This is a genomic window from Arthrobacter sp. S39, from assembly GCF_004320525.1.
Taxonomy (GTDB): domain Bacteria; phylum Actinomycetota; class Actinomycetes; order Actinomycetales; family Micrococcaceae; genus Arthrobacter.
Genome location: NZ_SIHX01000011.1, coordinates 59,862 through 81,476 on the forward strand (window position 1 = coordinate 59,862; position 21,615 = coordinate 81,476).

Genomic DNA, 21,615 nt, shown 5'->3' on the forward strand with positions numbered 1-21,615 from the left:
TCCCCCCTGAAACACAATGCAAGCCAAGAACCGGCCCCAACGCTGCTGGCCGGCTACCGCCCCCGCGGTCATTGAAGCTTACTCCCGGCGTGGATTGTGCGGAATAGCTGGGGGATTCGTCCTGGCGGACCCGACGGGCCCCCGACCTGCGTCGACATGCTCAAGGTAAGCTCCGGGGATGCCTTTGCCTCCAGCCTTACTGGCCACCATGGCCGATTTCCGAGCCCGCGGATTCACTGTCTCGGAGCCGCAGGCGGAGGCGGAAAGCCTTGATTACGGGGCACACACCTTCCACATCAACGGTCTCGCCGCGGCCTTCCGCATTGCGAGGACAACGCCGAAAAAAGCAGGCCGGTTCGTCACGCTCTGGCAGCGGACCGCAGCCGACGGCGGCGGTCCCATCAGGCCCTTCGACAGCTCCGACGGGTTTGGCCTGTTTGTGGTCGGCGCCGGCAGCGAAGAGGGTTTCGGGTATTTCGCCTTTCCCCTTCAAACGCTGATCGCCCGCGGAGTTGTGTCGCGGGACTTCAGCGGCGGAAAGCGCGCCCTCCGCGTCTACCCGCCGGGGTCCAGCCCCGCCAACCGGACGGCCCAGGCCACCCAGCGCTGGCAGCTTGAGTTCTACTTCCCCGGGAATCCGCCCGGTGCCCCGGCCGTTAACCCTATGCACGGGAGATTTCCCCCGAGCCTTGGAGAAGGACGGAATGAGCACCAAGTTTGAATCAGTGGAGGACGACGCCGGCAGGGTCATCCGGTACCGGCGGCACCCCAACGGAGGCGGCTTTGTTGGGCCAGGCGCCTACGTCGCCGAAAGTGCGCGCCTGGGATCCATGACGTACGTGGAGCCGGGCGCACGGATCGGGTCCGGCTCACGCGTGGGCCACGGCAGTTGGATCGACCGGCTGGCGCAAGTGGGCGAACGGACGGTCATCGGCGACGGCGTGCGCGTGGGCCACGGAACCGTCATCGGCAACCGGGTCCACATCGGCAGCCATTCACGCATCGGCTCCGGTGCCGTGATCGAGCACGGCACCAGCGTGAACGCTGACAGCACGGTTCCCGACGGCGGCCACGTCGCCGCAGAGCCGCGGCGCCGGTCCCGTGCGGCGCCAGCCAAGCGCGCCCAGCCACGGCAGCGGAAATCCCAGAACCGGCAGGCGGCCTAAACGAAGGCTCCCGGGTGAAGAGGGTCAGACCGCCGGAAAAAGGGCGTCCACCACGGCACGTGTCAGGTCACGGATCGTTTGGCTGCGCTCCGCCTCCTCGGTAGTGTCAGCGCCTTCGGTGAAAATCACCAGCGCGTACGCTGTCCCGCCGCGCTCCAGGCTGCCGGTCAGCCGCATTTCAATCACCGGAATGTTGGGGCCGCCGACGCTCCCCCGGGTGGGATGCTGAAGGTTGGTCGTTTAGCCACTTAGGAGCAGACAGCAGCCATGAGTACCGTTTCCACACTGCAGGGCACCGTCCGCGGGGCCGCGCTGCAGGTCCGCGGCCGCACCGTGCACACCTTCCTGGGGGTGCCCTACGCGGAGCCACCGCGTTTCCACGCTCCGGTCCCTGTCGTGCCCTGGGAAGGTGTCCGAGACTGCACCGTCCCCGGCGCGATGGCGCCGCAGAACCCTGACCCGTTCACGCCGCCGTCGGACGCCTTCGCCGACCTCTGGGACGAGGACAGCTGCCTTAACCTCAACATCTGGACCCCCGCTCCGGACGGCGCCGGGCGCCCGGTCATGGTGTGGATCCACGGCGGGGCGTACGTCACCGGTTCCAACAGCAGCGGAATGCACGACGGCGGCCCGCTGGCTTCCGCTGCCGACGTTGTGGTGGTTGCGGTCAACTACCGGCTGGGGGCCTTCGGCTTCCTGCACCTGCCCGAACTGCTGGGGCCGGAGTACGCCGATTCGTCCAACGTTGCCCTGCTGGACCTGCTGGAGGCGCTGCGCTGGGTTTCCCGGAACATCGGGGCGTTCGGCGGGGATCCCGGGAACGTGACGGTCTTTGGCGAGTCCGCGGGTGCGGCGGCGATCGGCACGCTGCTGGGCATGCCGGCGTCGGAAGGGCTGTTCGGGCGGGCCATCATGCAGAGCGGAACCGCCGAACGGTACCGGGCGGCGGAGGCATCGGCCGCGGTGACCGCAGAGTTCCTCCGGCTTTGCGGGCTGGATGCCGCACGGGCCGGGGAACTCCTGGGTCTTCCCGCCGGCCGGCTGCTGGCAGCGCAGAAGGCACTGGGCGAGGCTGAAGCTGGACGCAGTTTCAGCGTGCCGCTGCCGTTCCAGCCCACGGTGGGCACACCCTCCCTGCCGGAGCCGCCGCTGGACGCGGTCCGGATCGGACTGAACTCTGCGGTGGACCTGATCGTGGGGACCAACCTCAATGAAGGTTCCTTTGCCGTGGAAATGCGCCCCGCGTATCCCAGCGACCCGCCACGGCTGGAGGACCGGGTGGAGCTGCTGCTGGCGGCCTTCTTCGCGGACCCCGCCGCGGCGCGGGAGCAGTACGCGGATGCGCTTGCGGACGCCCTCGGCGAGCAACCCAACGGGAAGCAACTGCTCGAGGGGTGCCTGGCGGACCACGTGTACCGCCAGCCGAGCAACCGGCTCCTCGACGCGCGGGCTGAGGCCTCCGGCTCGACGTTCAGCTACCTTTTTACCTGGCCCAGCCCGGCCCTGGACGGCAAACTCGGAGCCTGCCACGCCCTGGAGATCCCGTTTGTGTTCCGTCAGCTGGGCTGCCGCGAAGCCAGGTTCCTGGTGGGGACGCAGGCTCCAGCGGAGCTGAGCGGGATGATGAGCGTTGCATGGGCGGCATTCGCCCGGAACGGGGAGCCCGCCGCCGCATGCCTTCCCCGCTGGCCGTCTTATTCAACGCAGTCCCGCGAGACCATGGTCCTGGACGTCCAGCCCCGGGTCGAGGCCGACCCGCGCGCCGCGCTGCGGAGGTTCTGGGCCGGGCAGCCGGTCAGTCGATGACCGGGTCTTCCGGAATGCGGTGGTGATCCCGTGGGGTGTCCACGTCAGCGGGCAGCCAGGGCGTTGAGCGTGTCGCGGATACCGTTCAGGGCAGGGTCCCGCAACGACATAAAGACCGGCTTCAGGAGCGGCTGGAGAATCTTCGCCGGCCCGTTGATGCTGAATTCGGCGGTGTACTTCACCAGCGATCCCTGGCCGGAAGGTTCGACGTCGATCGAGTCGAAGGCGGTGACAGTCTTGTTCTCGCCGCGGAGCTTGATGTGGCGGTCCGTCAGCTCGATGACCTCGTATTCGAGCGACTGGCGTTTGCCGCGGAACTCGGATTCCGCGTGGTAGCGGTGGCCGACGGCCACGGGCCCTGCTGTCAGCTTGTCCATGACCGGCGTGGCGGGATCCCAGTCGCTGGTGTTTTCGAATTCGGAGAGAAAGGCGAACGCCTTCTCCGGGGACAGTTTGGTTTCCACGGTGCCGCTGACTGTGATCATGCACCCAGTCTAGGAACCCTGAGGGCACCGCACAGCCCCACTTTCCCCACAAGCTAAGGACGCTCCGCTGCGTCAGCCAAATCACATGCCTGGATCGGGCAACTTCGGCCGCTGGCCACGGGCCGCCGGATAGCCTGAATCCATGGAATCGTTCGAGGCAGAGACTGTTGTCCTGGCCGGATCCGATACGGTGTGGGACATCATCACGGACGGCGGCAACTACCCGGTGTGGGACTCCGGGATCGTGGACATCCGGGGCGACGTGCGTCACGGTGAAACGATCCAAATCCGAACGCCCGACGGCGGCAAGCGCACCTTTCGCCTCCGGGTCCGCCAGGTCCCGGGGCAGGTCATGACGTGGAGCGGCGGGCTGCCGCTGGGACTGCTCAGGGTCAAGCGCACGTTTACCCTCACCGAGCACGCAGGCCTTACCCTTCTCGCAGTGAAGCTGACGGCCAGCGGCCCGCTTCGTGGCGTGGTCCGCAGGGCGTTGCCCGGAATCACCGCGGCGCTGGCCCAGTACGTCTCAGCAGTCAAATTCCGGGCCGAACTACTCGGCGCCCCCCTCGAAAGACCCGCTAAGGCTGTCACCCGGCACACGGCTGCCGGCGACCGCTGGCTTGTTCACGAAGTCAGCCGGCGCTGAGGCCAGCCACGATCCGGAAGCCGTGGTGGTCCAGCGAGCCGGCGGTGGCTGAGAGCAGGACTGCCGCGGTGCCGGTTTCCCGGTCCAGGCCGATCCAGGAGCTGAACCCGCCGGTGGCCCCGTTGTGCCAGGTCACGGTCCTGCCTTTGGCTTCGAGGGTCATCCATGCAGCCCCGATGCGTGCCGCCGGCCCGGCGAAGCTGGCCACCGGGTCCAGGGCCGCAACGCCGGGCGCGGATCCGTCCAGGAGCGCTCCCGCGAGGGTGGCCATGTCACCGATGGTGGAGCGGATGCCGCCGGCCGGGCCGAGCGCTTCACCCACCCAGGGATCCTGGCTGCGGCCCTTCCGGTTGCTGCCGGAAAGGGCGCGGGGGCCGAGATTGCTATTGGTGGCGGGGACATACGTCGACGTCAGTCCCAGCGGATTGCTCAGGCGTTCGGCCACCAGGGCCCGGAACGTCAGCCCTGCCGCTGCGGCTACGGCGTGGCCGAGCAGCTCAAATCCGAGGTTCGAATACCGCGGGCGGGGCGATTTCAGCCGGACCCTCCGCGCCTGGGCCAGCAATTCCGCCAGGTCTTCGCCGTAGGGGTTCCGACCGTGCCGCCAGAGACTGTACGAACGCTGCCACCTGTCGGGGTAAGGGGGCAGCCGGGGCAAGCCTGATGAGTGCGTACTCATGGACGCGAGGGTGAGTTGCCCGGCCGGGCAATCGCCCAAGGGTAACAACTCACCCAGGGAGGTGGACGGCCGGACTTCACCGCGTTCGCAGGCGTCCGCATACAGGAGCCCGGTGATTGCCTTGGAAACGGAGCCGATTTCGAAGTCTGCCTCGAGCTGGACCCCGGTGATCGCAGTGGTGGTTTCCCCGCCGACAATCGTGGCAATGGCAAGCCTGGGATGCGAGCGCCGCAGTTCGCCCAGTAACTGGCCCATCGGGCCGGCATCACGATCCATGCCGCCTACGTTACCCAGTTCCGGGAGGGGGCCCCTACTGCGGACAAGCACCTGCAAAGCATTGACAATCATCGATATAGAGCGCATCATCTGTTGCATCGAAGTTCATCAATATTGGAAAAAGGAGCCAGGAGAATGAACTACATCCCCGCCGAGCTGTGGCTGCCGCTCACGCACCAGGAACGGGACATCTGGGTCAGCCAGCTGCACAGGGACCAGCTGCGGGCCGCGGCGGAACGCCGGTCAATCGCGCCGCAGCGCAAACCTCGGGCAGACCGCATCCGGCAATTGGCAATCGGGTGGACGCGCAGCTTCAGCCCGAAGCGCGGGACCGCCCCGCAGTGCTGCCCCGCGTAGGCAGCGACGCCGCGCCCCACACCGCCAGGAGCAGTGCGATCAGCAGCAGCCCGGCGTCGCCAAGGTCGATTCCACCCAGCCAGCTGGTCAGCGGATCGTCCAGCCCGAAGGCCGTGTTGACGAATCCTCCCAGGGTGATCACAGCGATGAACAGGGCGGAAAGGGCGGAAATGCCGGTCACGGCCGCGTTGAAGCCGAGCTTCCGGCGCGGATCGTCCAGGGCCGCGCGGTACATCCGCATCATCGCCACGCCGTTCAGCGAATCGCAGAGGGTCATGGCCGCGGTGAACGCCAGGGGCAGCGAGATCAGGGCGAGCGGAGAAACCCCGGCCAGTGAGGCCGCCGTCGTCATCACCAGCAGCCCGATGGTGGTGGCTGTGTCAAAGCCCAGCCCGAACAGGAACCCGATCACGTAGATATTCCGCGGCCGTCGGACCCTGGACAGCGGCCTGGCCAGGAGCAGCGCCACGAGACCCTGCGTTTCCAGGTCTTCGACGGCGATGCTGCCGCCGGCGTGTGCGCTTCGGTAGGCCCGCGCGGCCCGGACGAAAGCAGACCCGTTGAAGATCCCCATGGCCAGCAGGAACAGGCCGGACACCCCGCTCCCGATCAGGCCCAGCACCAGGTTGCCTCCCGAGCCGTCCTCCATGAACTGCCCCACCATCGTGGCGCCGGCAACCACCAGGACGCCGGCAAGGACCACCACCGAGCTGTGCCCCAGGCTGAACGCAAAGCCCACGCTGACCGGGTCCTGCCGCTGGGCCACGAACTTGCGGGTGGAGTTGTCGATGGCGGCCAGGTGGTCCCAGTCGTAGCTGTGCTTGACGCCCGCGAGGTAGGCGGTCAGCACCAAGCCCAAGGCAAGGGGCTGGCCGCCCCCTGCCGTTCCGCTGAGCAGAAGTACGACGGCGGCAACGTGCAGCGCGGCCACCGCGCCGAAGGTGAAAAACAGCCGGGTCCGGAACGGCAGGGTGTCCCGCTCGCGGTACATTACGGCGATCTGCGTCAGCGCGCTCATCAGTACTTCCTCAGGTTCAGGGGCTCCTGCCCGTGCCAGCGTTCCCGGAGCAATGCCGTGCAGGCGCCCAGCAGGCCGTTGAGCCTTTCAGTGCTGTTCGCGAGCGAGCGCAGCACCAGCCCAGTGGTTCCGGCGAGGGTGCGTGTCAGGGAGATTCCGGTGTGCGCCTCATGGCCTGCGGTCAGGGCGTGCAGCGCATCCGCGAGCGCCTGGTCAACGCGCGCGTCCACCACCACCAACGAGCCCAGATGGCTGAAGCCCTCCATAAAGCCCAGGCCGGTCACGTCGCCGGCGGGCGGCCGGACCAGCAGGTTATCGAGGGCGAGGAGGTCGGTGTTGCCGTCGTTGGATTCCACCCGGATTTCGTTGCGCAGCCGCAATTCCTCGTACCGGAAAGACGCCCCGTCCGGCGACCAGCCGGGCGTGATCACTTCTGCCATGACCAGGCTCGACGTCGGCCGCACGGTGATGTGGGTGTTCTGCCGGTAGCTGGCCTCCCGGTAGGCGATCAGCTGGTCGGGCATCAGCTCCAGCCGCGCCCCCTCCCCCAGCCGCAAAGTCATCCGCTGCTCAGCAAAAGACCCCGGAGTCCGATAAATCTTGGTAGCCGACTGCGTCGTCAAAAGAAGGTCAGCCCCATCAGCGACTTCGACATCGAGGACAAAGAGATCAGCCCCCAAATACGCCCCGCCAGGATTCACCACGACATAGCAAACCTGCCCGGAATCATCCAGGTAATGCGGCCGCAAAACCCTCAAGGCGCCTTGATGGTACTGATGCGCAGCGACGGATCGCTGTCCACGCAAGGCGACCCGAAGCTCAAGGGCCCCCATGGGAGCCTGTCCGTTGCTGGGTCCGGGTGCGTTGGTCTCGACAGGCTCGACCACCGGGACGGCGCTCACGTGGCTAGGTCGAGCATCAGGACGTCGCGCCGCACCCATTCGATGACGGCGTCGAGGCCTTCGTCGGTTTTGAGATTCGTGAAGCAGAACGGCTTGTTTCCCCGGAATTCCTTGGAGTCCCGCTCCATCACTGAGAGGTCTGCGCCGACGTGGGGGGCCAGGTCGGTTTTGTTGATGATGAAGAGGTCGGACTTGATCATGCCCTGTCCGGCCTTGCGGGGGATCTTTTCGCCCTGGGCCACGTCGATGATGTAGATGGAGAAGTCGACGAGTTCGGGGCTGAACGTGGCGGAGAGGTTGTCGCCGCCGGATTCAACGAAGATCACCTGCAGGTCCGGGTGCCGGGCTTTGAGTTCCTCGATGGCGGCGGTGTTCATGGAGGTGTCTTCGCGGATGGCGGTGTGCGGGCAGCCGCCGGTTTCGACGCCGATGATCCGGTCCTCGGGCAGGATGCCGTTGGCGGCCAGGATTTTGGCGTCCTCGATGGTGTAGATGTCGTTGGTGATGGCGGCCATGGAGATCTCCCGGCTCATGTGTCGGGTGAGCCGCTCCACGAGCTGGGTCTTGCCGGCGCCCACCGGGCCGCCGATGCCGATTTTGATGGGTTCAGTCATGTTGTCCTCCTGCTAGCTCATGAACATTCGGGCACGTTGGCGCTCGTGCCGCATCTGTGAAATTTCCAGTCCGGGGCTGACGGCCCCGAAGTCGTCCGGCGTCAGGTGGGCGATCCGCTCGGCGGCGGCAGCGACGTCGTCGGCCGCTTTCCGCAGCAGCCGCTGGCCGGCCTTCTGCCCGAGCGGGATGGCCCGGACCGCGTTCTGTGTCAGCGATGTGACCGTCGCGAAAAGGTAGGCGCCAAGCGCTTCGGAAAGCGGCACGCCCAGGGAACGCGCGACGACGGCGAACGCCAAGGGCTGGTGCCCGGCCGCGCGGCCGGTGGTCACCAGGTCCCGGTACCGTGCGAGCTCAGCCGACGGAAAAACCTCGGTCCCGATCTCCAGCAACCGCCCACCCATCTTCAAACTGGCCTCCCGAACCTCCCGAGGAAGAAGCGATGCAGACAAAAGGACATCCAACTCCCCCACATCAGCACCCTCATACAAGAACCGGATAGCCAACCCGTCAGAGTAAGAAAGCGATTGCGAAACGAAGGCTGAAAGCCAAACCCCAAACGACCCCTCATCAAAAACGAGCTCCCGTTCGATGTACCCCTCGAAGCCAAGTGAGTGGGCAAACGCCCCTGTAGGCAAAGCAGAATCCGTAAGCTGCTGCAAAGCAAGCTGATAGCTCACGACAAGCACCTCGACGAAAGGTTACCTTTCGGATCGGTGGAGGCGGGAGATAGGGGCCGCGGCGTGGTGGGCACCGCGAAGCGGGCACGGCCCCTATCTCCCGTCGAAGCCCCCGAGCCGCACCCAACCGATCGCTGGGTCTCGACAGGCTCGACCACCGGCGCCTGGAGTCTAGTGCGAGTGCTCAGCATGGCGGAAAGGCACAGGCATGACGCGCTCCTGGCGGTCGTAGGGCACGCCGACGTGGCGAAGGTAGTCCTCGACGGTGTGGTCGTAAGCGCAAACCATGACCTCGGCCCCGTACTCCGAGGTCGAGTCAAAGAACTGGGCCTGGAGGTGACGGTTGCCGAGGGAGTGTGCCACGATGCCCATTTCGTGGATGGTCCGGGGTGCCACCACCAGGACGTCGGTGGGCAGCACGGACACGACGATCATGTTGGTTTCGGCCACGTGCAGGATGTCGCCGTCGCGCAGATCCCCGGAGCCGGAGGGCAGCCGGATGCCGAGTTCCTTGCCGTGGTCGGTGGTGACGCGCTGGATGCGTTTGACCAGCTGGGCGCTGGGCAGCACCACTTTTTCGCGGTGCAGCCCCGTGTAGGCGGCGAGGTCTGAAGTGGGCAGCTCGTGCAGGTTGCCGAGGACTTTTTCGATGATCACGTCAGGCTCCGGGTGGTGGTTAGAAGAGGAAGTAGCGCTGGGCCATGGGCAGGACGTCGGACGGCTCGCAGGTGACGTCTTCGCCGTCGACCGTCACCTTGTACGTTTCGGGGTCCACCTGGATGTCGGGGGTGGCGCCGTTGTATTTGAGGTCGGCCTTGGTCAGGGTGCGGATGCCGGAGACGGGCCGGATGACCTTCTGCAGGCCCAGTTCTTCGGGGACTCCTGCGTCGATGGCTGCCTGGGACAGGAAGGTGATGGAGGACTGCTGCACCGCCTTTCCGAACGCGGCGAACATGGGGCGCATGGTGCGCGGCTGCGGGGTGGGGATGGAGGCGTTGGCGTCGCCCATCAGCGCGTAGGCGATCTGGCCGCCCTTGAGCACCAGCTCCGGCTTGACCCCGAAGAATGCGGGGTCCCAGAGCACCAGGTCCGCGAACTTGCCCTCCTCGACCGAGCCGATGGAGTCGGCCATACCCTGGGCGATGGCGGCGTTGATGGTGTACTTCGCCACGTAGCGCTTGAGCCGGAAGTTGTCGCTGCCCGCAGTGCCGTGGACACCGCCGTCGGGATCTTCCAGGACGCCGCGCTGCTTCTTCATCTTGTCCGCCACCTGCCAGGTACGGGTGATCACTTCGCCCACGCGGCCCATGGCCTGGGAGTCGGAGGAGGTGATGGAGAAGATGCCGAGGTCCTGCAGGACGTCCTCGGCGGCGATGGTCTCGGCCCGGATGCGGGAATCGGCGAACGCCACGTCCTCGGGGATGTCCGGGTTGAGGTGGTGGCAGACCATCAGCATGTCCAGGTGCTCTTCGATGGTGTTGCGCGTGTACGGCAGGGTGGGGTTGGTCGACGCCGGCAGGACGTTGGGCAGCCCGGCGATCCGGATGATGTCCGGGGCGTGGCCGCCGCCGGCGCCTTCGGTGTGGAACGTGTGGATGACCCGGCCGTCGATGGCGCGGATGGTGTCCTCCACAAAGCCGCACTCGTTGAGGGTGTCGGTGTGGATGGCCACCTGGACGTCGTACTCGTCGGCCACCTTCAGGGAGGTGTCGATGGACGACGTGGTGGAACCCCAGTCCTCGTGGACCTTGAGCCCGATGGCGCCCGCGCGGATCTGCTCGGCGAGGGGCTCGACGGCGGAGGCGTGGCCCTTGCCGAACAGGCCGATGTTGATGGGCAGCCCCTCGGCCGCCTGCAGCATCCGCTGGATGTGCCATTTGCCGGGGGTGACGGTGGTGGCTTTGGTACCTTCGGCGGGTCCGGTTCCGCCGCCCACCATGGTGGTCACGCCGCTGGTGAGGGCGGTGGGCACCTGGTCCGGGGAGATGAAGTGGATGTGGGTGTCCACGCCGCCTGCAGTGAGGATTTTCCGCTCCCCGGCGATGATTTCGGTGCTGGCGCCGATGACGATGTCCACGCCGTCGGTGATCTGCGGGTTGCCGGCTTTGCCGATTTTGAAGATGTGGCCGTCCCGGAGGGCGACGTCGGCCTTGTAGATGCCGGTGTAGTCGAGGATGACGACGTTGGTGATGACGGTGTCCGGGACGTCCTCATCCCTGATCGCCTGGCCGTTCTGGCCCATGCCGTCGCGGATCACCTTGCCGCCGCCGAACACCACTTCCTCACCGTAGACGGTGAGGTCCTTCTCGATTTCGAGGAACAGTTCAGTGTCCGCCAGGCGGATGGCGTCGCCCGTCGTCGGGCCGTACAGGTCCGCGTATTGCCTGCGGGGAAGATCGAAGCTCACTGGGCGTCCTCCTTACCGGTGCCGGGACCGCCGTCTGGATTGCCGCCGTCGAGCGGGCCGTTGACCGCGTTGCTGAGGCCGTAGACCTCGCGGCTGCCGGCCAGTTCGATCAGCCGGACGGTCTTGCTGTCGCCCGGCTCAAAGCGCGCCGCCGTCCCGGCGGGGATGTCCAGCCGGCGGCCGTAGGCAGCCTGCCGGTCAAACTTGAGGGCAGCGTTCGCTTCGGCAAAGTGGAAGTGTGAACCCACCTGGACGGGGCGGTCACCGGTGTTGGTGACGACGACGTCGGCCGCCTTCCGCCCGGCGTTCACCGTCACCGGTTCGGGCCTGAGGATGTACTCGCCTGGGATCATGGCCTGCCCTATCGGATCGGATCGTGGACGGTGACGAGCTTGGTGCCGTCAGGGAACGTGGCCTCGATCTGGACGTCGTGGATCATTTCGGGGACGCCTTCCATCACATCCTCACGGGTGAGGACGGTGGTGCCGTAGCTCATCAGGTCCGCCACGGTCCGGCCGTCTCTGGCGCCCTCGATCAGTTCATAGCTGATGATGGCCACGGCTTCGGGGAAGTTCAGTTTGAGGCCCCGGGCCTGCCGCCGCCGGGCGAGGTCGGCGGCCACCACAATCATGAGCTTTTCCTGCTCACGGGGCATCAGATGCATCAGGTTTCCTTCGGCTGCTGGGCGGTCCTACGTTTATAGACCGAAGGGTCATGCATAGCCAGCATTTCCGGTGCATCGCCTCCACGGTGGTCCTTCGTCATCACAGTAGGCGGGTCAGGTTTCCGTCAGATTTCCGGCGTCCGTCCTGGGCCCGTCCGCGGCCCGATCGGGCTCCACCTGCAGTTATGTAATTAAGGGGTGCGCATCGAGGCCGTTTCGACAGGCCGGTCCGTTGCGTGCCCATACTGCGACCAGCCACCGACGAACAGCCTGCCTCGCCCTGCACCAAGGTGCTCCAGGACCAGCAGGTTGTGGCAGGCAGTCACTCCCGATCCGCAATAGCTAATGGTGTCCTCGGCGGAGACAATGCCGGCACGTTCAAAATTCCCGCGGAGCTGGACCTCCGGCAGCAGGCGTCCCGAGGAGTCCAGGTTTCCACGGCACGGAACATTCACCGCGCCGGGGATGTGCCCCGGGCGGGGGTCGATGGGGTCCTGGTGCCCGTCGAAGCGGTCACGATTCCTCGCGTCCACAACCGCGTGTTTGCCGGAAGACGCCTCCGAGACGTCGGCGAGCAGGTTCCGGGGCCAGACTCGGGCCGGGAAGTCTCCTTCCGGTCTTTGCGGGGTATCCGTGGCGAGTTCGCCCGGGTAGCTGGCGATGCCGCCGTCCAGGATTGCGGCGCTGTGGCCCGTCGATCGGAGCATCCAGACAATGCGGGCCGCGATGACTCCGCCTGCGTCGTCATAGGCAATTACGGTGTCAGAGTCATTGATGCCGGCTTCCCGCATCCCACGGGCAAACACTTCGGGATCGGGCAGCGGGTTCCTCCCGGCGTCCTTCGACGCCGGCCCGGAAAGCCACCGGTCCAGGTCGACGAACACGGCGTCCGGGAGATGTCCGGCATCGTACGCGTCCTTGCCCGACGATCCATCAAGGTACCAGCGGGTGTCCACCAGGACGAACTTCCCCGGGTTGCCCGCGCACCAGCTCCAGCCAACAAAGGGCTGCAAATTCCAGACGCTGTTCCTCATGCACTGGAGTCTAAATCGCCCGGTCATATGTTGAGATCAAAATCTCACAATATGGACACGGCGCCGCTTTCAAGACCCTCCGGCTACGGTCGATTCCGTTATTCAGCCCGAGGCGGGGCCGTTGAATCCCGAACCACCAGCCGGGTGGCCAGCTCCACGTGGTTTGATTCCAGGGTTTCGCCCTTCGCCAGCCGCAGCACCGTCCGGAGGGCCGCCCAGCCCATTTCCTGGAGCGGCTGGGCCACGGAGGTCAGGCGGGGGACGGACTGCTCGGTGAGGTCCGTCCCGTCGAAGCCCACCACGCTCAGCTGTTCGGGGATGCGGATCCCCTGCCGCCGGGCCTCGTCCAGGACACCCAACGCGATGACGTCGTTCGCGGCGAAGATTGCAGTGGGCGGATCCGCCAGGGCCAGCAACTGGCGTGCGCCGGCGACTCCGCTGTCACGGTTGAACCGGCCGGGCAGGACGTAGCCGGGGCTTGCCGGGAGGTTGTTGGCACGAAGGGCAGCCAGGTAGCCGTGCAGCCGGGCCACGCTGCATTCGACAGCCTCGGGCCCGCCCAGGAAAGCGACTTTCCGGTGGCCCAGCCCGATCAGGTGCTCGGTGGCGGCCTTGCCTCCCGCCCAGTTGGTGGCCCCGATGCTTACGTACCCGGAGCCGGGAGGGCTCAGCGGGTCAATCACCACCACCGGGATGTTGCGGCGCCGGAATGATTCAAGCTGGCCGGCAGTGACCACGGACGTCACGAAGATCAGTCCTTTGCGGCCCGATTCGGCAAGCCGCTGGGACCACTGCTCATGGTCGACGCTGCGGAGCTTGGCGGGCTTGACGCCGCTGAGCACAATCTCCACACCCTCTTCAGCGGCGCATTCCACAATCCCGGCCATCACTTCCAGGGAGTACGAACTGTGCAGGCCATGGAAGACCAGGTCCACGAGTGCCGGCCCGGACGACTTGGAACGGCGCTGCGCCGGTGATTCGTAGCCGAGTTTGCCGAGCGCATCCTGCACGCGGGCACGGGTGGCATCCGCCACGTCATCGCGGCCGTTGATCACCTTGGAGACCGTAGGCGCCGAGACGCCGGCGAGCGCGGCAACGTCCGCGAGGTTCACTTTGGCGGCGCTCTTGGCAGGCATGGGTGCAGACTTTCTCGAAAAATTTCGGAGGAACCAGCATGAACAGAAATGAGCTCCGAGGTCAAACAACCGGCGGACAATCCTTGACGCTGACCATGCTGGGCAACTACTTTTTATCACAGCCTACGAATTACTTGCGAAATATTTCGACTACGGGATCAATGGAGAACACCACAGCTATGACCACGCCTGACACCGCCCCTCCGCTGCGCGTGGGAATGGTGGGCCACGCCTTTATGGGCGCCGCCCACTCGCACGCCTGGCGCACCGCCCCGCGCTTCTTCGACCTCCCCTTGGCCCCCGAGCTGAGTGTCCTTGCAGGCAGGGACCGCGGCCGCGTCACCGAGGCCGCCAGCCGCCTGGGCTGGGCCGGCACCGAAACTGACTGGCGGGCACTGGTGGAACGGGACGACGTCGACCTCGTGGATATCTGCACACCCGGCGACACGCATGCGGAGATCGCCATCGCCGCATTGAAGGCCGGGAAGCACGTGCTGTGTGAAAAGCCGCTGGCCAACAGCGTGGCTGAAGCGGAGGAAATGGCGGCCGTTGCCGCGGAGGCAGCAGCCCGCGGGGTGTACGCCATGTGCGGCTACTCCTACCGGCGCACCCCTGCGCTGACGCTTGCGCGGAACATGGTCCGGGACGGCAAGCTGGGAACCATCCGCCAGGTCCGGGCGCAGTACCTGCAGGACTGGCTTTCGGACGAGAACGCGCCGCTGACGTGGCGGATGGACAAGTCGAAGTCCGGCTCCGGCGCCCTCGGCGACATTGGCGCCCACAGCATCGACGCCGCACAGTTCGTCACCGGCCAGAGCATCACCGGCGTCTCGGCCATCATGGAGACCTTCACCAAGGAACGCCCGGTGGGCGGGGACTTCGTGGGCCTCGGCGGCAGCGGCGCGGTGGGTGCCGGCGTCGAGCGCGGACCGGTCACCGTGGACGATGCGGTGGTCTTCAGCGCACGGTTCAACGGCGGCCCGATCGGAGTCTTTGAGGCCAGCCGGGTGGCGCTGGGCCGGAAGAACGCCATGCGCCTGGAAGTGAACGGTTCCGAGGGGTCCATCGCGTTCGATTTCGAGGACATGAACTACCTGAACTATTACGACGGCGGCACCGGCGCCGACCCGGATTCGCGCGGGTTCCGGCGGATCAACGTTACCGAAGCGCACCACCCCTACACGGGTAACTGGTGGCCGGTGGGCCACGGGCTGGGCTACGAACACGGCTTCACGCACCAGGTGGTGGACCTCGTGACGGCCATCGGCGCCGGAACCCAGCCCACGCCGTCGTTCGCCGATGCCCTCCAGGTGCAGCGCGTTCTGGCGGCCGTGGAAAACAGTGCAGGCCAGGATTCCCGCTGGACCCCAGTGGACGGACAAGAAGGACACACAGCATGACAACCACAAAAAACGCGCTCGTGGTGCGCGGCGGCTGGGACGGCCACCAGCCGGTCGAAGCCACGGACCTGTTCATCCCGTTCCTGCGCGAGCAGGGCTTTACCGTACGGGTGGAGGAGTCGACGGCGGTGTACGCCGACGCTGCCTACCTCGCCGGGGTGGACCTGATCGTGCAGTGCAACACGATGAACACCATCGAGAGGGCCGAGTTCGAAGGGCTCCGCGCCGCGATCGCGGCCGGGACGGGCATGGCCGGCTGGCACGGCGGGATCGCCGATTCGTACCGGAACAGCTCTGATTACCTGCACCTGATCGGGGGCCAGTTCGCCTGCCATCCGTCCAAGGACCACGGCGAGCCTCACGGTGACGCCTCGGACAATTTCCGGACGTACACGGTGAACATGCTGCCCGCCGCAGCCGAGCATCCCATCACCGCGGGCATCGGCGATTTCGAGCTTTTCACCGAGCAGTACTGGGTGCTGTCCGATGATTACATCGACGTCCTGGCCACCACCACCCTGCCGGCCAGGGAAAAGGACGCCTGGCACCGGGACGTGGTCTCACCGGCGGTCTGGACGCGGTCGTGGGGTGAGGGCAAGATCTTCGTCGCCACCCCCGGCCACAGCGTGGACATCCTCAAGGACAACAACGTCCGCACCATCATCGAAAGGGGCATGCTGTGGGCAAGCCGTTGAACATCGGCGTGGTCGGCTGCGGCAACATCATCACCCAGTACCTGGCCACCTTCCCGCGGCTGGCATCAGTCCGGCTGGTGGCCGTGGCGGACCTTGACTTCGCGCGGGCGGAAGCCGTCGCGGCCGGCCAGCCGGGCGTGCGGGCCCTGAGCGTTGATGACCTGCTCGCGGACCCCGCGGTGGACCTGGTCCTGAACCTGACCATTCCGGCCGCACACGCGGACATTGCGCTGCGGGCCATCGCCGCCGGCAAGGCGGTTTACGGCGAAAAGCCGCTCGCCGCCACCACTGAAGAGGCACGCAAGGTGCTGGAGGCAGCAGCGGCGGCGGGCGCCGTCATCGGCTGCGCTCCGGACACCGTCCTGGGGACCGGCATCCAGACCGCCAGGAAGGCGATCGACGACGGCCTGATCGGCACGCCCATCTCAGCCACCGCCACCATGATGACCCCCGGCCACGAGCGCTGGCACCCCAATCCGGACTTCTACTACCAGCCGGGCGGCGGCCCGTTGCTGGACATGGGGCCGTACTACGTCTCCGCCCTGGTCACGCTGCTGGGGCCGGTGGTTTCCGTGATCGGCGCGGCCAGCCACACGCGCTCCGACAGGACCATCGGCAAGGGTCCGCGCGCCGGGGAAAGCATTCCCGTCTCCACCGACACGCACGTCACCGGGGTGCTGGTGCACGAGTCCGGCGCGCTCTCCACGCTGGTGATGAGCTTCGACGCCGTGGCCACGCAGTCCGCGAACCTGGAAATCCACGGTGACGCCGGCTCGCTGATCGTCCCCGATCCCAACCGTTTCGACGGCGAAGTGAAGCTCCGGACGCTCGGCGGCGAGGGCTGGGAGGTGCTTCCCGTGTCGGCCGGTTATGTTGACGCCGCCCGGGGCTTCGGGCTGCATGACATCGCCGTCACGCCTGCCGGAACCGAACCACGGCCCGGCGGGCAGCTGGCCTTCCACGTGCTGGAAGTGATGGAATCCGTGCTGGAATCGGCGGCATTGGGGCAGTCTGTCAAGGTGGCGAGCCGGTGCGACCGGCCCGTGGCTGTGCCGCTGACGGACCTCGGCGGCTAGCGGGTTTCGGGACTTACGGCGCGGATTCCCGGACCTTTAGGACAAACCCGGCTTCGACATGCACTCCGTCGTCCGCCGCCTCCAGCCCTTCGATCCGGTCGATCAGCAGCCCGATGGACCGCTCGGCAATCTCGGCCATGCCCGGCGACACCGTGGTCAGCGACGGCGACGCGAACCGTGCCTCGTCGATGTCGTCAAAGCCCGCGACGGCAACATCCTGTGGAACCTTCACCCCGCGGACCAGCAGTTCGTGCATCGCACCCAGGGCCAGGGCATCGTTCAGCCCGAAAACGGCATCGAACGGAACGCCGCTGTCCAGGAGGCCCGCGACGGCGGCGGCCCCGGAGTCGCGCCGCCATTCACCGGGTGCCACGAGGGCAGGGTCGAACGCGATTCCGGCGTCCTCGAGGGCCTTCCGGTATCCGTTGAGCCGCAGCCCCGCCGTGCCGGCGGATTCATCGGGAAAGGCACCCACCACGGCTATCCGACGGCGGCCTGCCGCCAGCAGGTGGGCGGTGACCGCGGCGGCGGCTTCCTCGTTTTTCATGGTGACCAGGTCGAACCGGGGATCCACAATGTGCTCCCCGAGCAGCACCACAGGCTTGGTTCCGCGGCGGGAGGCGACGGCGTCGGCCTCCATGGCGATGGGCGTGAACAGCAGGCCGTCGGTCAACTGCCGGAAGGGGCCCTGCAGGGCGGTGAGTTCCGTGTCCGCGACGGCCCCGGACTGCTCCACCAGGACGCGGTAGCCGCGCCGGGAGGCTACGGTCATCAGCCGTGACGCCAGCTCCGCGTAGTACGGCGCGGACAGGTCGGACAGGACCAGGCCCAGCATGCGCGTTTTCCCGGAGCGCAGGCTCCGCGCGGTCAGGTTCGCTTCATAGCCCAGTTCCGCGATGGCGTCGTGGACGCGCTGCTTGGTGGCGGGCCGGATGAACTCATAGTCGTTGAGCACATTCGAGACCGTTTTGAGCGATACCCCCGCGGCGCGCGCAACGTCGTTCATGGTGACTGCCATCGGTGCTTCATTCTCCTTGCGAATCTGTTTCCGTACATCGTTGCAGATAATGCCGCAACCGGAACAACCCGCCGTCGCAAAAAGCCCGGGGCCGGACCCGCCGGCTCAGCCTTTCGCGGCCTTGGCGGCAGCCTTGGCCGCCTGCTTCGACGCCCGGACTTTGACGAGGGACTCCGGGCTCACGATGTCCGCCACTGAAAGGAACGCATCCTGCTCGCCGTAGTGGCCGGCAGCCTCACGCCAGCCGGGTGCCTCCAGTCCGCGCTGCTTGCCGAGGAGCGCAAGGAAGATTTTTGCCTTCTGTCCCCCGAAGCCCGGAAGCTCCTGCAGGCGGCGCAGCACCTCCTTGCCGTCAGGGTCCCCCTTGGTCCAGATCAGCGTCGCGTCGCCGTCCCAGTCGCGCTGGACCGTCTCAGCCAGCGCCTGCACACGCCCTGCCATGGAACCGGGGAACCGGTGCACTGCCGGCCGTTCCTTAAACACCTCAACGAAGGCCTGCGGTTCGTACTCAGCAACGGCGGCCGGTGCGATCGACCCGATGCGGGCCCGGATTTTTTCCGGGCCCGCAAAGGCGGATTCCATGGTCACCTGCTGGTCCAGCAGCATGCCGGTCAGGAGCGCGAACGCGTCATCGCTGAGGAGTTTGTCGGCAGCCGGGTCACCGGTGATGTGCAGTTCCATGGCCCTTATCTTTCCACCAACCGGCTGCCCGCGTCATGGCCGGGGGCTTTCCCCGGCCTAGGACTCCAGTGCCAGGCGGATCATGGACCAGGACACGGCCGGCAGTTCGGCGGTGAGCCGGCCGCCGTCGGCCTTGACGCTGCCGTTCTGCGCGGGCAGGACGGACGTCGAGTCATCCGCGGTTGCCTGCCAGTACGGATCCTTGTTGGCGTACGTGACCGCTTCGATGACCTTGACGTTGCCCAGCCCGGCGACGGCGGCGTCCAGCATCAGAGCGTCGGTCGCCGAGCGGTTCACGGCGAAGACCACGGCCTCGCCCTTGTCGGCGTCTAGGGTTGCCACGGCGGACAGTGCGGTGAAATCGGCGGTCTTGCCGCCGCTGACCAGCGGGGACTCGACGGCGAGCTGCAGCACGGTCCCGGCGGCGTGCCGGGACGTCAGCGCGAAGGGGTGGAAGGTGGTCTGCTTCCAGGCCCGGCCGCCCGGCTCCGTCATGATGGGCGCGATCACGTTGACCAGCTGCGCCAGGCTTGCGGAGTGCACCCGGTCCGTGTTGCGCAGCAGCGTGATGAGAAGATCCCCGACGACGACGGCGTCCGCCACCGTGTAGATGTCCTCCAGCAGGACGGGGGCCACGGGCCAGTCCTGGCCGCTGGGTGCCTTCGACTCGCCGCGGCTCATGTGCCACACGTTCCATTCGTCGAAGGAGATGTTGACCTGCTTCTTGGACTTCTTCACCGACTTCACGTGGTCGATGTGGGCCACGATGTCGCGGATGAAGGAGTCCATCTTGTGTCCGGCGGCGAGGTGTTCCTGCAGGTCGCCGAAGTCCTCGAAGTACTGGTGCGCCGAGACGAGGTCCACGAGGTCGTAGGTCTCGGTCAGCACCACGCGCTCCCACTCGCCGAACGTGGGCATGGTGGGTGCGGAGCTGCCGCAGGCCACCAGTTCCAGGTCCGGATCGATCATCCGCATGCCGCGGGCGGTGTCAGCGGCGAGCCGGCCGTATTCGAGGGCGTTCTTGTGGCCGATCTGCCACGGGCCGTCCATCTCGTTGCCCAGGCACCACATCCTGATCCCATAGCCGCTCTCGGCGCCGTTGGCCTTGCGCTGGTCCGAGAAGGCGGTGCCGCCGTCGATGTTGCAGTATTCCAGCAGGTCCAGGGCCTCCTGCGCGCCGCGGGTGCCCAGGTTGACGGCCATCATGGTTTCGACGCCGGCCTTGGCGGACCACTTGGCGAACTCGTCCACGCCCACCAGGTTGGGGTCCGTGGAGTGCCAGGCCAGATCCAGGCGGGCGGGGCGCTGCTCCACCGGGCCCACGCCATCTTCCCACCGGTAGCCGGAGACGAAGTTTCCGCCCGGGTACCGCACGGTGGAGACGCCAAGCTCGCGGGTCAGCTCCAGCACGTCCGTCCGGAACCCGTCCTCGTCCGCCGTCGTGTGTTCCGGCTCGAAGATCCCGGTGTAGACGCACCGGCCCAGGTGCTCCACGAACGCGCCGAAGGTCCGGCGGCGGACCGGCCCCACGGTGAAGGACGGGTCGATGGTGACCTTGGCGGCGGCCGACTCTGATGTGCTCACGAAAACTTCCTCGTTTCTAGTTTTGTACAACGTTATAGAAATCAATTGTTAGCGTTGACAGCACGGTGAGTCAAGGTCTGTTCGGGAGGTGGTTTCCGCCGCTGCTCCTGCTGTAGTCCGGCCACTGTCTTCGCTCAGCAGGCCTGCTGTCCGGAGCGGTACGGCCGGAATGTGAGTACCCGTCACCAAAACCAAGTACTACCTAATCTGAAAAACGAGTACCGATTACCCGTTCTCTCTGGTGCCGCCGGGAACTACGTTCAACTGAGAGAACGAACTTGAATTGCTCACTTGGGGGTGTGAGGAAGGGAATGCGAGCAGGACCCGGATATTGCGGCTTCCCGGCCCCCAGGACCGGGGCAATAAGCGGGGCCGGCGACGAGGAGGTCTTTGAGACCAAGGCCTCTCCCCCAGCCGTCGCCGGCCCTTTCTTCGCGCCGCCCGGCCCTCCGTACGTCACCCCGCCCGGCAGTTGATGACCGGGCCATGAACAGTCCGTGCACGCCGTCTCCGGCCCCGATCGATGGGACGGAAGTAACCCGCGGCGCCGTCGACCTCCCGGGAGTGGACAACCTCCGCGACGGGCTTTTGCTCGACCTTTTGACGGGCGCCCAGAGCCTTGCGGAGTCACTGGACACGCTGGCCCGGATGGCCGGGGCAACGCTGAGCCAGGCCTCGGGAGGCGCCGCCGACTGCGCTGTGGTGCTGTCCGCCGGCAAGCACACCACAGTGGCGGGCACGGCCGGCCACCCACGCGCGCTGGCCTCGCGGGAACTGGAACTGGGCGAAGGCCCGCTGACTGATGCCCTGGCCACGGGACTCCCGGTGGCGGCAAACCATCTGGCCACGGATCTCCGCTGGCCCCACTACAGGCGCCACGTGAGGCCCGCCGGCTACAGGAGCGTCCTGGCCGTGCGGCTGCGGCTGGACGACGGAGCACAGTCGGCACTTGCGTTTTTTGCCGCCAGGACGGCGGCATTTCCGCAGGCCGTCGTCGCCGCTGCCCTCGGCTTTGCGGACCTCGCATCGCGTAGCCTCAGCCTGGTCCTGGAGCTCCGGGAAGCCCGGACCTCCGCGGCAGATCTCCGCTCGGCGCTGGAGAGCCGGACCTCCATCGACATCGCCTGCGGGGTGATCATGGCGGAGAACCGGTGCTCGTACCGGGAGGCGTTCGGCATCATGTCCAAGGCCTCCAGCCACCGGAACATCAAGCTCCGCAAGGTGGCCGAGGACATCCTGGACAACCTCCCGGAAGGCGCCCCCCGCACCCACTTCGACCACTGAGCCAGGGGT

General features: G+C 66.7%; 25 protein-coding genes. 9 read left to right on the top strand and 16 right to left on the bottom strand.

The window, feature by feature from the left end; genetic code table 11:
- The first annotated feature begins 178 nt into the window (after positions 1-178).
- Complete coding sequence (locus EYS21_RS19065) at positions 179-721, top strand: MepB family protein (RefSeq protein WP_207307825.1); 543 nt, start codon at positions 179-181, stop codon at positions 719-721.
- The gene (locus tag EYS21_RS19070; protein ID WP_131134821.1) at positions 705-1,166 is read left to right on the top strand and encodes a DapH/DapD/GlmU-related protein; all 462 of its coding nucleotides are present in this window, start codon (positions 705-707) and stop codon (positions 1,164-1,166) included. Before EYS21_RS19065 ends, EYS21_RS19070 begins: the two co-directional genes overlap by 17 nt.
- A gap of 24 nt (positions 1,167-1,190) precedes the next feature.
- Here the strand turns inward: EYS21_RS19070 and EYS21_RS23485 are convergent, their stop codons facing one another.
- Positions 1,191-1,352: a hypothetical protein gene (locus EYS21_RS23485; RefSeq protein ID WP_165478364.1), complete on the bottom strand. Its 162-nt coding sequence runs from the start codon at positions 1,350-1,352 to the stop codon at positions 1,191-1,193.
- Between the two features lie 81 nt (positions 1,353-1,433).
- Between EYS21_RS23485 and EYS21_RS19075 the strand changes: the two genes are divergently transcribed.
- Positions 1,434-2,972, top strand: coding sequence for a carboxylesterase family protein (locus EYS21_RS19075; RefSeq protein WP_131134822.1), 1,539 nt, complete (start codon positions 1,434-1,436; stop codon positions 2,970-2,972).
- Positions 2,973-3,016: 44 nt separating this feature from the next.
- Here EYS21_RS19075 and EYS21_RS19080 read toward each other — a convergent pair whose 3' ends face one another.
- A complete protein-coding gene (locus EYS21_RS19080; RefSeq protein ID WP_131134823.1) occupies positions 3,017-3,457 on the bottom strand; it encodes an SRPBCC family protein in 441 nt (146 codons plus the stop codon).
- A gap of 142 nt (positions 3,458-3,599) precedes the next feature.
- Here EYS21_RS19080 and EYS21_RS19085 point away from each other — a divergent pair, with 142 nt between their 5' ends.
- On the top strand, positions 3,600-4,103 hold the full coding sequence (locus tag EYS21_RS19085) for an SRPBCC family protein (protein WP_131134824.1): 504 nt from the start codon (positions 3,600-3,602) through the stop codon (positions 4,101-4,103).
- On the opposite strand, the gene EYS21_RS19090 is transcribed toward EYS21_RS19085, so the two are convergent.
- The gene (locus EYS21_RS19090) at positions 4,090-5,058 is read right to left on the bottom strand and encodes a serine hydrolase domain-containing protein (RefSeq protein WP_242633509.1); all 969 of its coding nucleotides are present in this window, start codon (positions 5,056-5,058) and stop codon (positions 4,090-4,092) included. The two genes, EYS21_RS19085 and EYS21_RS19090, sit on opposite strands and share 14 nt — an antisense overlap.
- A 135-nt stretch (positions 5,059-5,193) precedes the next feature.
- On the opposite strand from EYS21_RS19090, the gene EYS21_RS19095 reads away from it, so the two are divergent.
- Entirely contained in the window at positions 5,194-5,415 is a 222-nt protein-coding gene (locus EYS21_RS19095; RefSeq protein ID WP_131134826.1) for a hypothetical protein, read from the top strand.
- On the opposite strand, the gene EYS21_RS19100 is transcribed toward EYS21_RS19095, so the two are convergent.
- From EYS21_RS19100 to EYS21_RS19150, 10 genes are all read right to left on the bottom strand, one after another.
- Positions 5,372-6,433, bottom strand: a complete 1,062-nt coding sequence (locus EYS21_RS19100; RefSeq protein WP_131134827.1) for a nickel transporter — start codon at positions 6,431-6,433, stop codon at positions 5,372-5,374. The genes EYS21_RS19095 and EYS21_RS19100 overlap by 44 nt on opposite strands.
- Positions 6,433-7,266: an urease accessory protein UreD gene (locus tag EYS21_RS19105; protein ID WP_131134867.1), complete on the bottom strand. Its 834-nt coding sequence runs from the start codon at positions 7,264-7,266 to the stop codon at positions 6,433-6,435. The genes EYS21_RS19100 and EYS21_RS19105 overlap by 1 nt, the downstream gene beginning before the upstream one ends.
- Before the next feature lie 65 nt (positions 7,267-7,331).
- Positions 7,332-7,949 carry an urease accessory protein UreG gene (gene ureG / locus EYS21_RS19110; RefSeq protein WP_131134828.1) on the bottom strand — a complete coding sequence of 206 codons (618 nt, stop codon included), beginning with the start codon at positions 7,947-7,949 and terminating at the stop codon, positions 7,332-7,334.
- A gap of 12 nt (positions 7,950-7,961) precedes the next feature.
- Entirely contained in the window at positions 7,962-8,636 is a 675-nt protein-coding gene (locus EYS21_RS19115) for an urease accessory protein UreF (protein WP_131134829.1), read from the bottom strand.
- Positions 8,637-8,798: 162 nt separating this feature from the next.
- Positions 8,799-9,284: an urease accessory protein UreE gene (gene ureE / locus EYS21_RS19125; protein ID WP_131134830.1), complete on the bottom strand. Its 486-nt coding sequence runs from the start codon at positions 9,282-9,284 to the stop codon at positions 8,799-8,801.
- Positions 9,285-9,303: 19 nt separating this feature from the next.
- Entirely contained in the window at positions 9,304-11,034 is a 1,731-nt protein-coding gene (gene ureC, locus EYS21_RS19130; protein ID WP_131134831.1) for an urease subunit alpha, read from the bottom strand.
- On the bottom strand, positions 11,031-11,387 hold the full coding sequence (locus tag EYS21_RS19135) for an urease subunit beta (RefSeq protein ID WP_131134832.1): 357 nt from the start codon (positions 11,385-11,387) through the stop codon (positions 11,031-11,033). The genes ureC and EYS21_RS19135 overlap by 4 nt, the downstream gene beginning before the upstream one ends.
- 8 nt (positions 11,388-11,395) lie before the next feature.
- Positions 11,396-11,698 carry an urease subunit gamma gene (locus tag EYS21_RS19140; protein ID WP_131134833.1) on the bottom strand — a complete coding sequence of 101 codons (303 nt, stop codon included), beginning with the start codon at positions 11,696-11,698 and terminating at the stop codon, positions 11,396-11,398.
- Between the two features lie 191 nt (positions 11,699-11,889).
- On the bottom strand, positions 11,890-12,732 hold the full coding sequence (locus EYS21_RS19145; RefSeq protein ID WP_131134834.1) for a sulfurtransferase: 843 nt from the start codon (positions 12,730-12,732) through the stop codon (positions 11,890-11,892).
- Positions 12,733-12,830: 98 nt separating this feature from the next.
- On the bottom strand, positions 12,831-13,868 hold the full coding sequence (locus EYS21_RS19150; RefSeq protein ID WP_131134835.1) for a LacI family DNA-binding transcriptional regulator: 1,038 nt from the start codon (positions 13,866-13,868) through the stop codon (positions 12,831-12,833).
- Positions 13,869-14,047: 179 nt separating this feature from the next.
- On the opposite strand from EYS21_RS19150, the gene EYS21_RS19155 reads away from it, so the two are divergent.
- From EYS21_RS19155 to EYS21_RS19165, 3 genes are read left to right on the top strand one after another with little or no spacing between them, the layout of a single operon-like run.
- Entirely contained in the window at positions 14,048-15,268 is a 1,221-nt protein-coding gene (locus EYS21_RS19155) for a Gfo/Idh/MocA family oxidoreductase (protein ID WP_131134836.1), read from the top strand.
- Positions 15,265-15,963 carry a ThuA domain-containing protein gene (locus EYS21_RS19160; RefSeq protein WP_131134837.1) on the top strand — a complete coding sequence of 233 codons (699 nt, stop codon included), beginning with the start codon at positions 15,265-15,267 and terminating at the stop codon, positions 15,961-15,963. Before EYS21_RS19155 ends, EYS21_RS19160 begins: the two co-directional genes overlap by 4 nt.
- Positions 15,948-17,039: a Gfo/Idh/MocA family oxidoreductase gene (locus EYS21_RS19165; protein ID WP_131134838.1), complete on the top strand. Its 1,092-nt coding sequence runs from the start codon at positions 15,948-15,950 to the stop codon at positions 17,037-17,039. The genes EYS21_RS19160 and EYS21_RS19165 overlap by 16 nt, the downstream gene beginning before the upstream one ends.
- Positions 17,040-17,052: 13 nt before the next feature.
- On the opposite strand, the gene EYS21_RS19170 is transcribed toward EYS21_RS19165, so the two are convergent.
- From EYS21_RS19170 to EYS21_RS19180, 3 genes are all read right to left on the bottom strand, one after another.
- Complete coding sequence (locus EYS21_RS19170; RefSeq protein WP_131134839.1) at positions 17,053-18,057, bottom strand: LacI family DNA-binding transcriptional regulator; 1,005 nt, start codon at positions 18,055-18,057, stop codon at positions 17,053-17,055.
- Between the two features lie 105 nt (positions 18,058-18,162).
- Positions 18,163-18,738 carry an HhH-GPD-type base excision DNA repair protein gene (locus tag EYS21_RS19175; RefSeq protein ID WP_207307826.1) on the bottom strand — a complete coding sequence of 192 codons (576 nt, stop codon included), beginning with the start codon at positions 18,736-18,738 and terminating at the stop codon, positions 18,163-18,165.
- Positions 18,739-18,795: 57 nt separating this feature from the next.
- Entirely contained in the window at positions 18,796-20,322 is a 1,527-nt protein-coding gene (locus EYS21_RS19180) for an alpha-N-arabinofuranosidase (protein ID WP_131134841.1), read from the bottom strand.
- Between the two features lie 486 nt (positions 20,323-20,808).
- On the opposite strand from EYS21_RS19180, the gene EYS21_RS19185 reads away from it, so the two are divergent.
- Positions 20,809-21,606 carry a GAF and ANTAR domain-containing protein gene (locus EYS21_RS19185; protein WP_131134842.1) on the top strand — a complete coding sequence of 266 codons (798 nt, stop codon included), beginning with the start codon at positions 20,809-20,811 and terminating at the stop codon, positions 21,604-21,606.
- The last annotated feature ends 9 nt before the right edge of the window (positions 21,607-21,615 follow it).

What these genes read in the sequence shown, in the direction of transcription:
- EYS21_RS19075 (WP_131134822.1), top strand. Translation starts at nt 1,434, where the DNA reads ATGAGTACCGTTTCCACACTGCAGGGCACCGTCCGCGGGGCCGCGCTG.
- EYS21_RS19105 (WP_131134867.1), bottom strand. Translation starts at nt 7,266, where the DNA reads ATGGGGGCCCTTGAGCTTCGGGTCGCCTTGCGTGGACAGCGATCCGTC.
- EYS21_RS19070 (WP_131134821.1), top strand. Translation starts at nt 705, where the DNA reads ATGAGCACCAAGTTTGAATCAGTGGAGGACGACGCCGGCAGGGTCATC.
- EYS21_RS19080 (WP_131134823.1), bottom strand. Translation starts at nt 3,457, where the DNA reads ATGATCACAGTCAGCGGCACCGTGGAAACCAAACTGTCCCCGGAGAAG.
- EYS21_RS19100 (WP_131134827.1), bottom strand. Translation starts at nt 6,433, where the DNA reads ATGAGCGCGCTGACGCAGATCGCCGTAATGTACCGCGAGCGGGACACC.
- EYS21_RS19140 (WP_131134833.1), bottom strand. Translation starts at nt 11,698, where the DNA reads ATGCATCTGATGCCCCGTGAGCAGGAAAAGCTCATGATTGTGGTGGCC.
- EYS21_RS19065 (WP_207307825.1), top strand. Translation starts at nt 179, where the DNA reads ATGCCTTTGCCTCCAGCCTTACTGGCCACCATGGCCGATTTCCGAGCC.
- EYS21_RS19175 (WP_207307826.1), bottom strand. Translation starts at nt 18,738, where the DNA reads ATGGAACTGCACATCACCGGTGACCCGGCTGCCGACAAACTCCTCAGC.
- EYS21_RS19090 (WP_242633509.1), bottom strand. Translation starts at nt 5,058, where the DNA reads ATGGATCGTGATGCCGGCCCGATGGGCCAGTTACTGGGCGAACTGCGG.
- EYS21_RS19170 (WP_131134839.1), bottom strand. Translation starts at nt 18,057, where the DNA reads ATGGCAGTCACCATGAACGACGTTGCGCGCGCCGCGGGGGTATCGCTC.
- EYS21_RS19185 (WP_131134842.1), top strand. Translation starts at nt 20,809, where the DNA reads ATGAACAGTCCGTGCACGCCGTCTCCGGCCCCGATCGATGGGACGGAA.
- EYS21_RS19145 (WP_131134834.1), bottom strand. Translation starts at nt 12,732, where the DNA reads ATGAGGAACAGCGTCTGGAATTTGCAGCCCTTTGTTGGCTGGAGCTGG.
- ureG (WP_131134828.1), bottom strand. Translation starts at nt 7,949, where the DNA reads ATGACTGAACCCATCAAAATCGGCATCGGCGGCCCGGTGGGCGCCGGC.
- EYS21_RS19085 (WP_131134824.1), top strand. Translation starts at nt 3,600, where the DNA reads ATGGAATCGTTCGAGGCAGAGACTGTTGTCCTGGCCGGATCCGATACG.
- EYS21_RS19095 (WP_131134826.1), top strand. Translation starts at nt 5,194, where the DNA reads ATGAACTACATCCCCGCCGAGCTGTGGCTGCCGCTCACGCACCAGGAA.
- EYS21_RS19150 (WP_131134835.1), bottom strand. Translation starts at nt 13,868, where the DNA reads ATGCCTGCCAAGAGCGCCGCCAAAGTGAACCTCGCGGACGTTGCCGCG.
- EYS21_RS19160 (WP_131134837.1), top strand. Translation starts at nt 15,265, where the DNA reads ATGACAACCACAAAAAACGCGCTCGTGGTGCGCGGCGGCTGGGACGGC.
- EYS21_RS19155 (WP_131134836.1), top strand. Translation starts at nt 14,048, where the DNA reads ATGACCACGCCTGACACCGCCCCTCCGCTGCGCGTGGGAATGGTGGGC.
- EYS21_RS19135 (WP_131134832.1), bottom strand. Translation starts at nt 11,387, where the DNA reads ATGATCCCAGGCGAGTACATCCTCAGGCCCGAACCGGTGACGGTGAAC.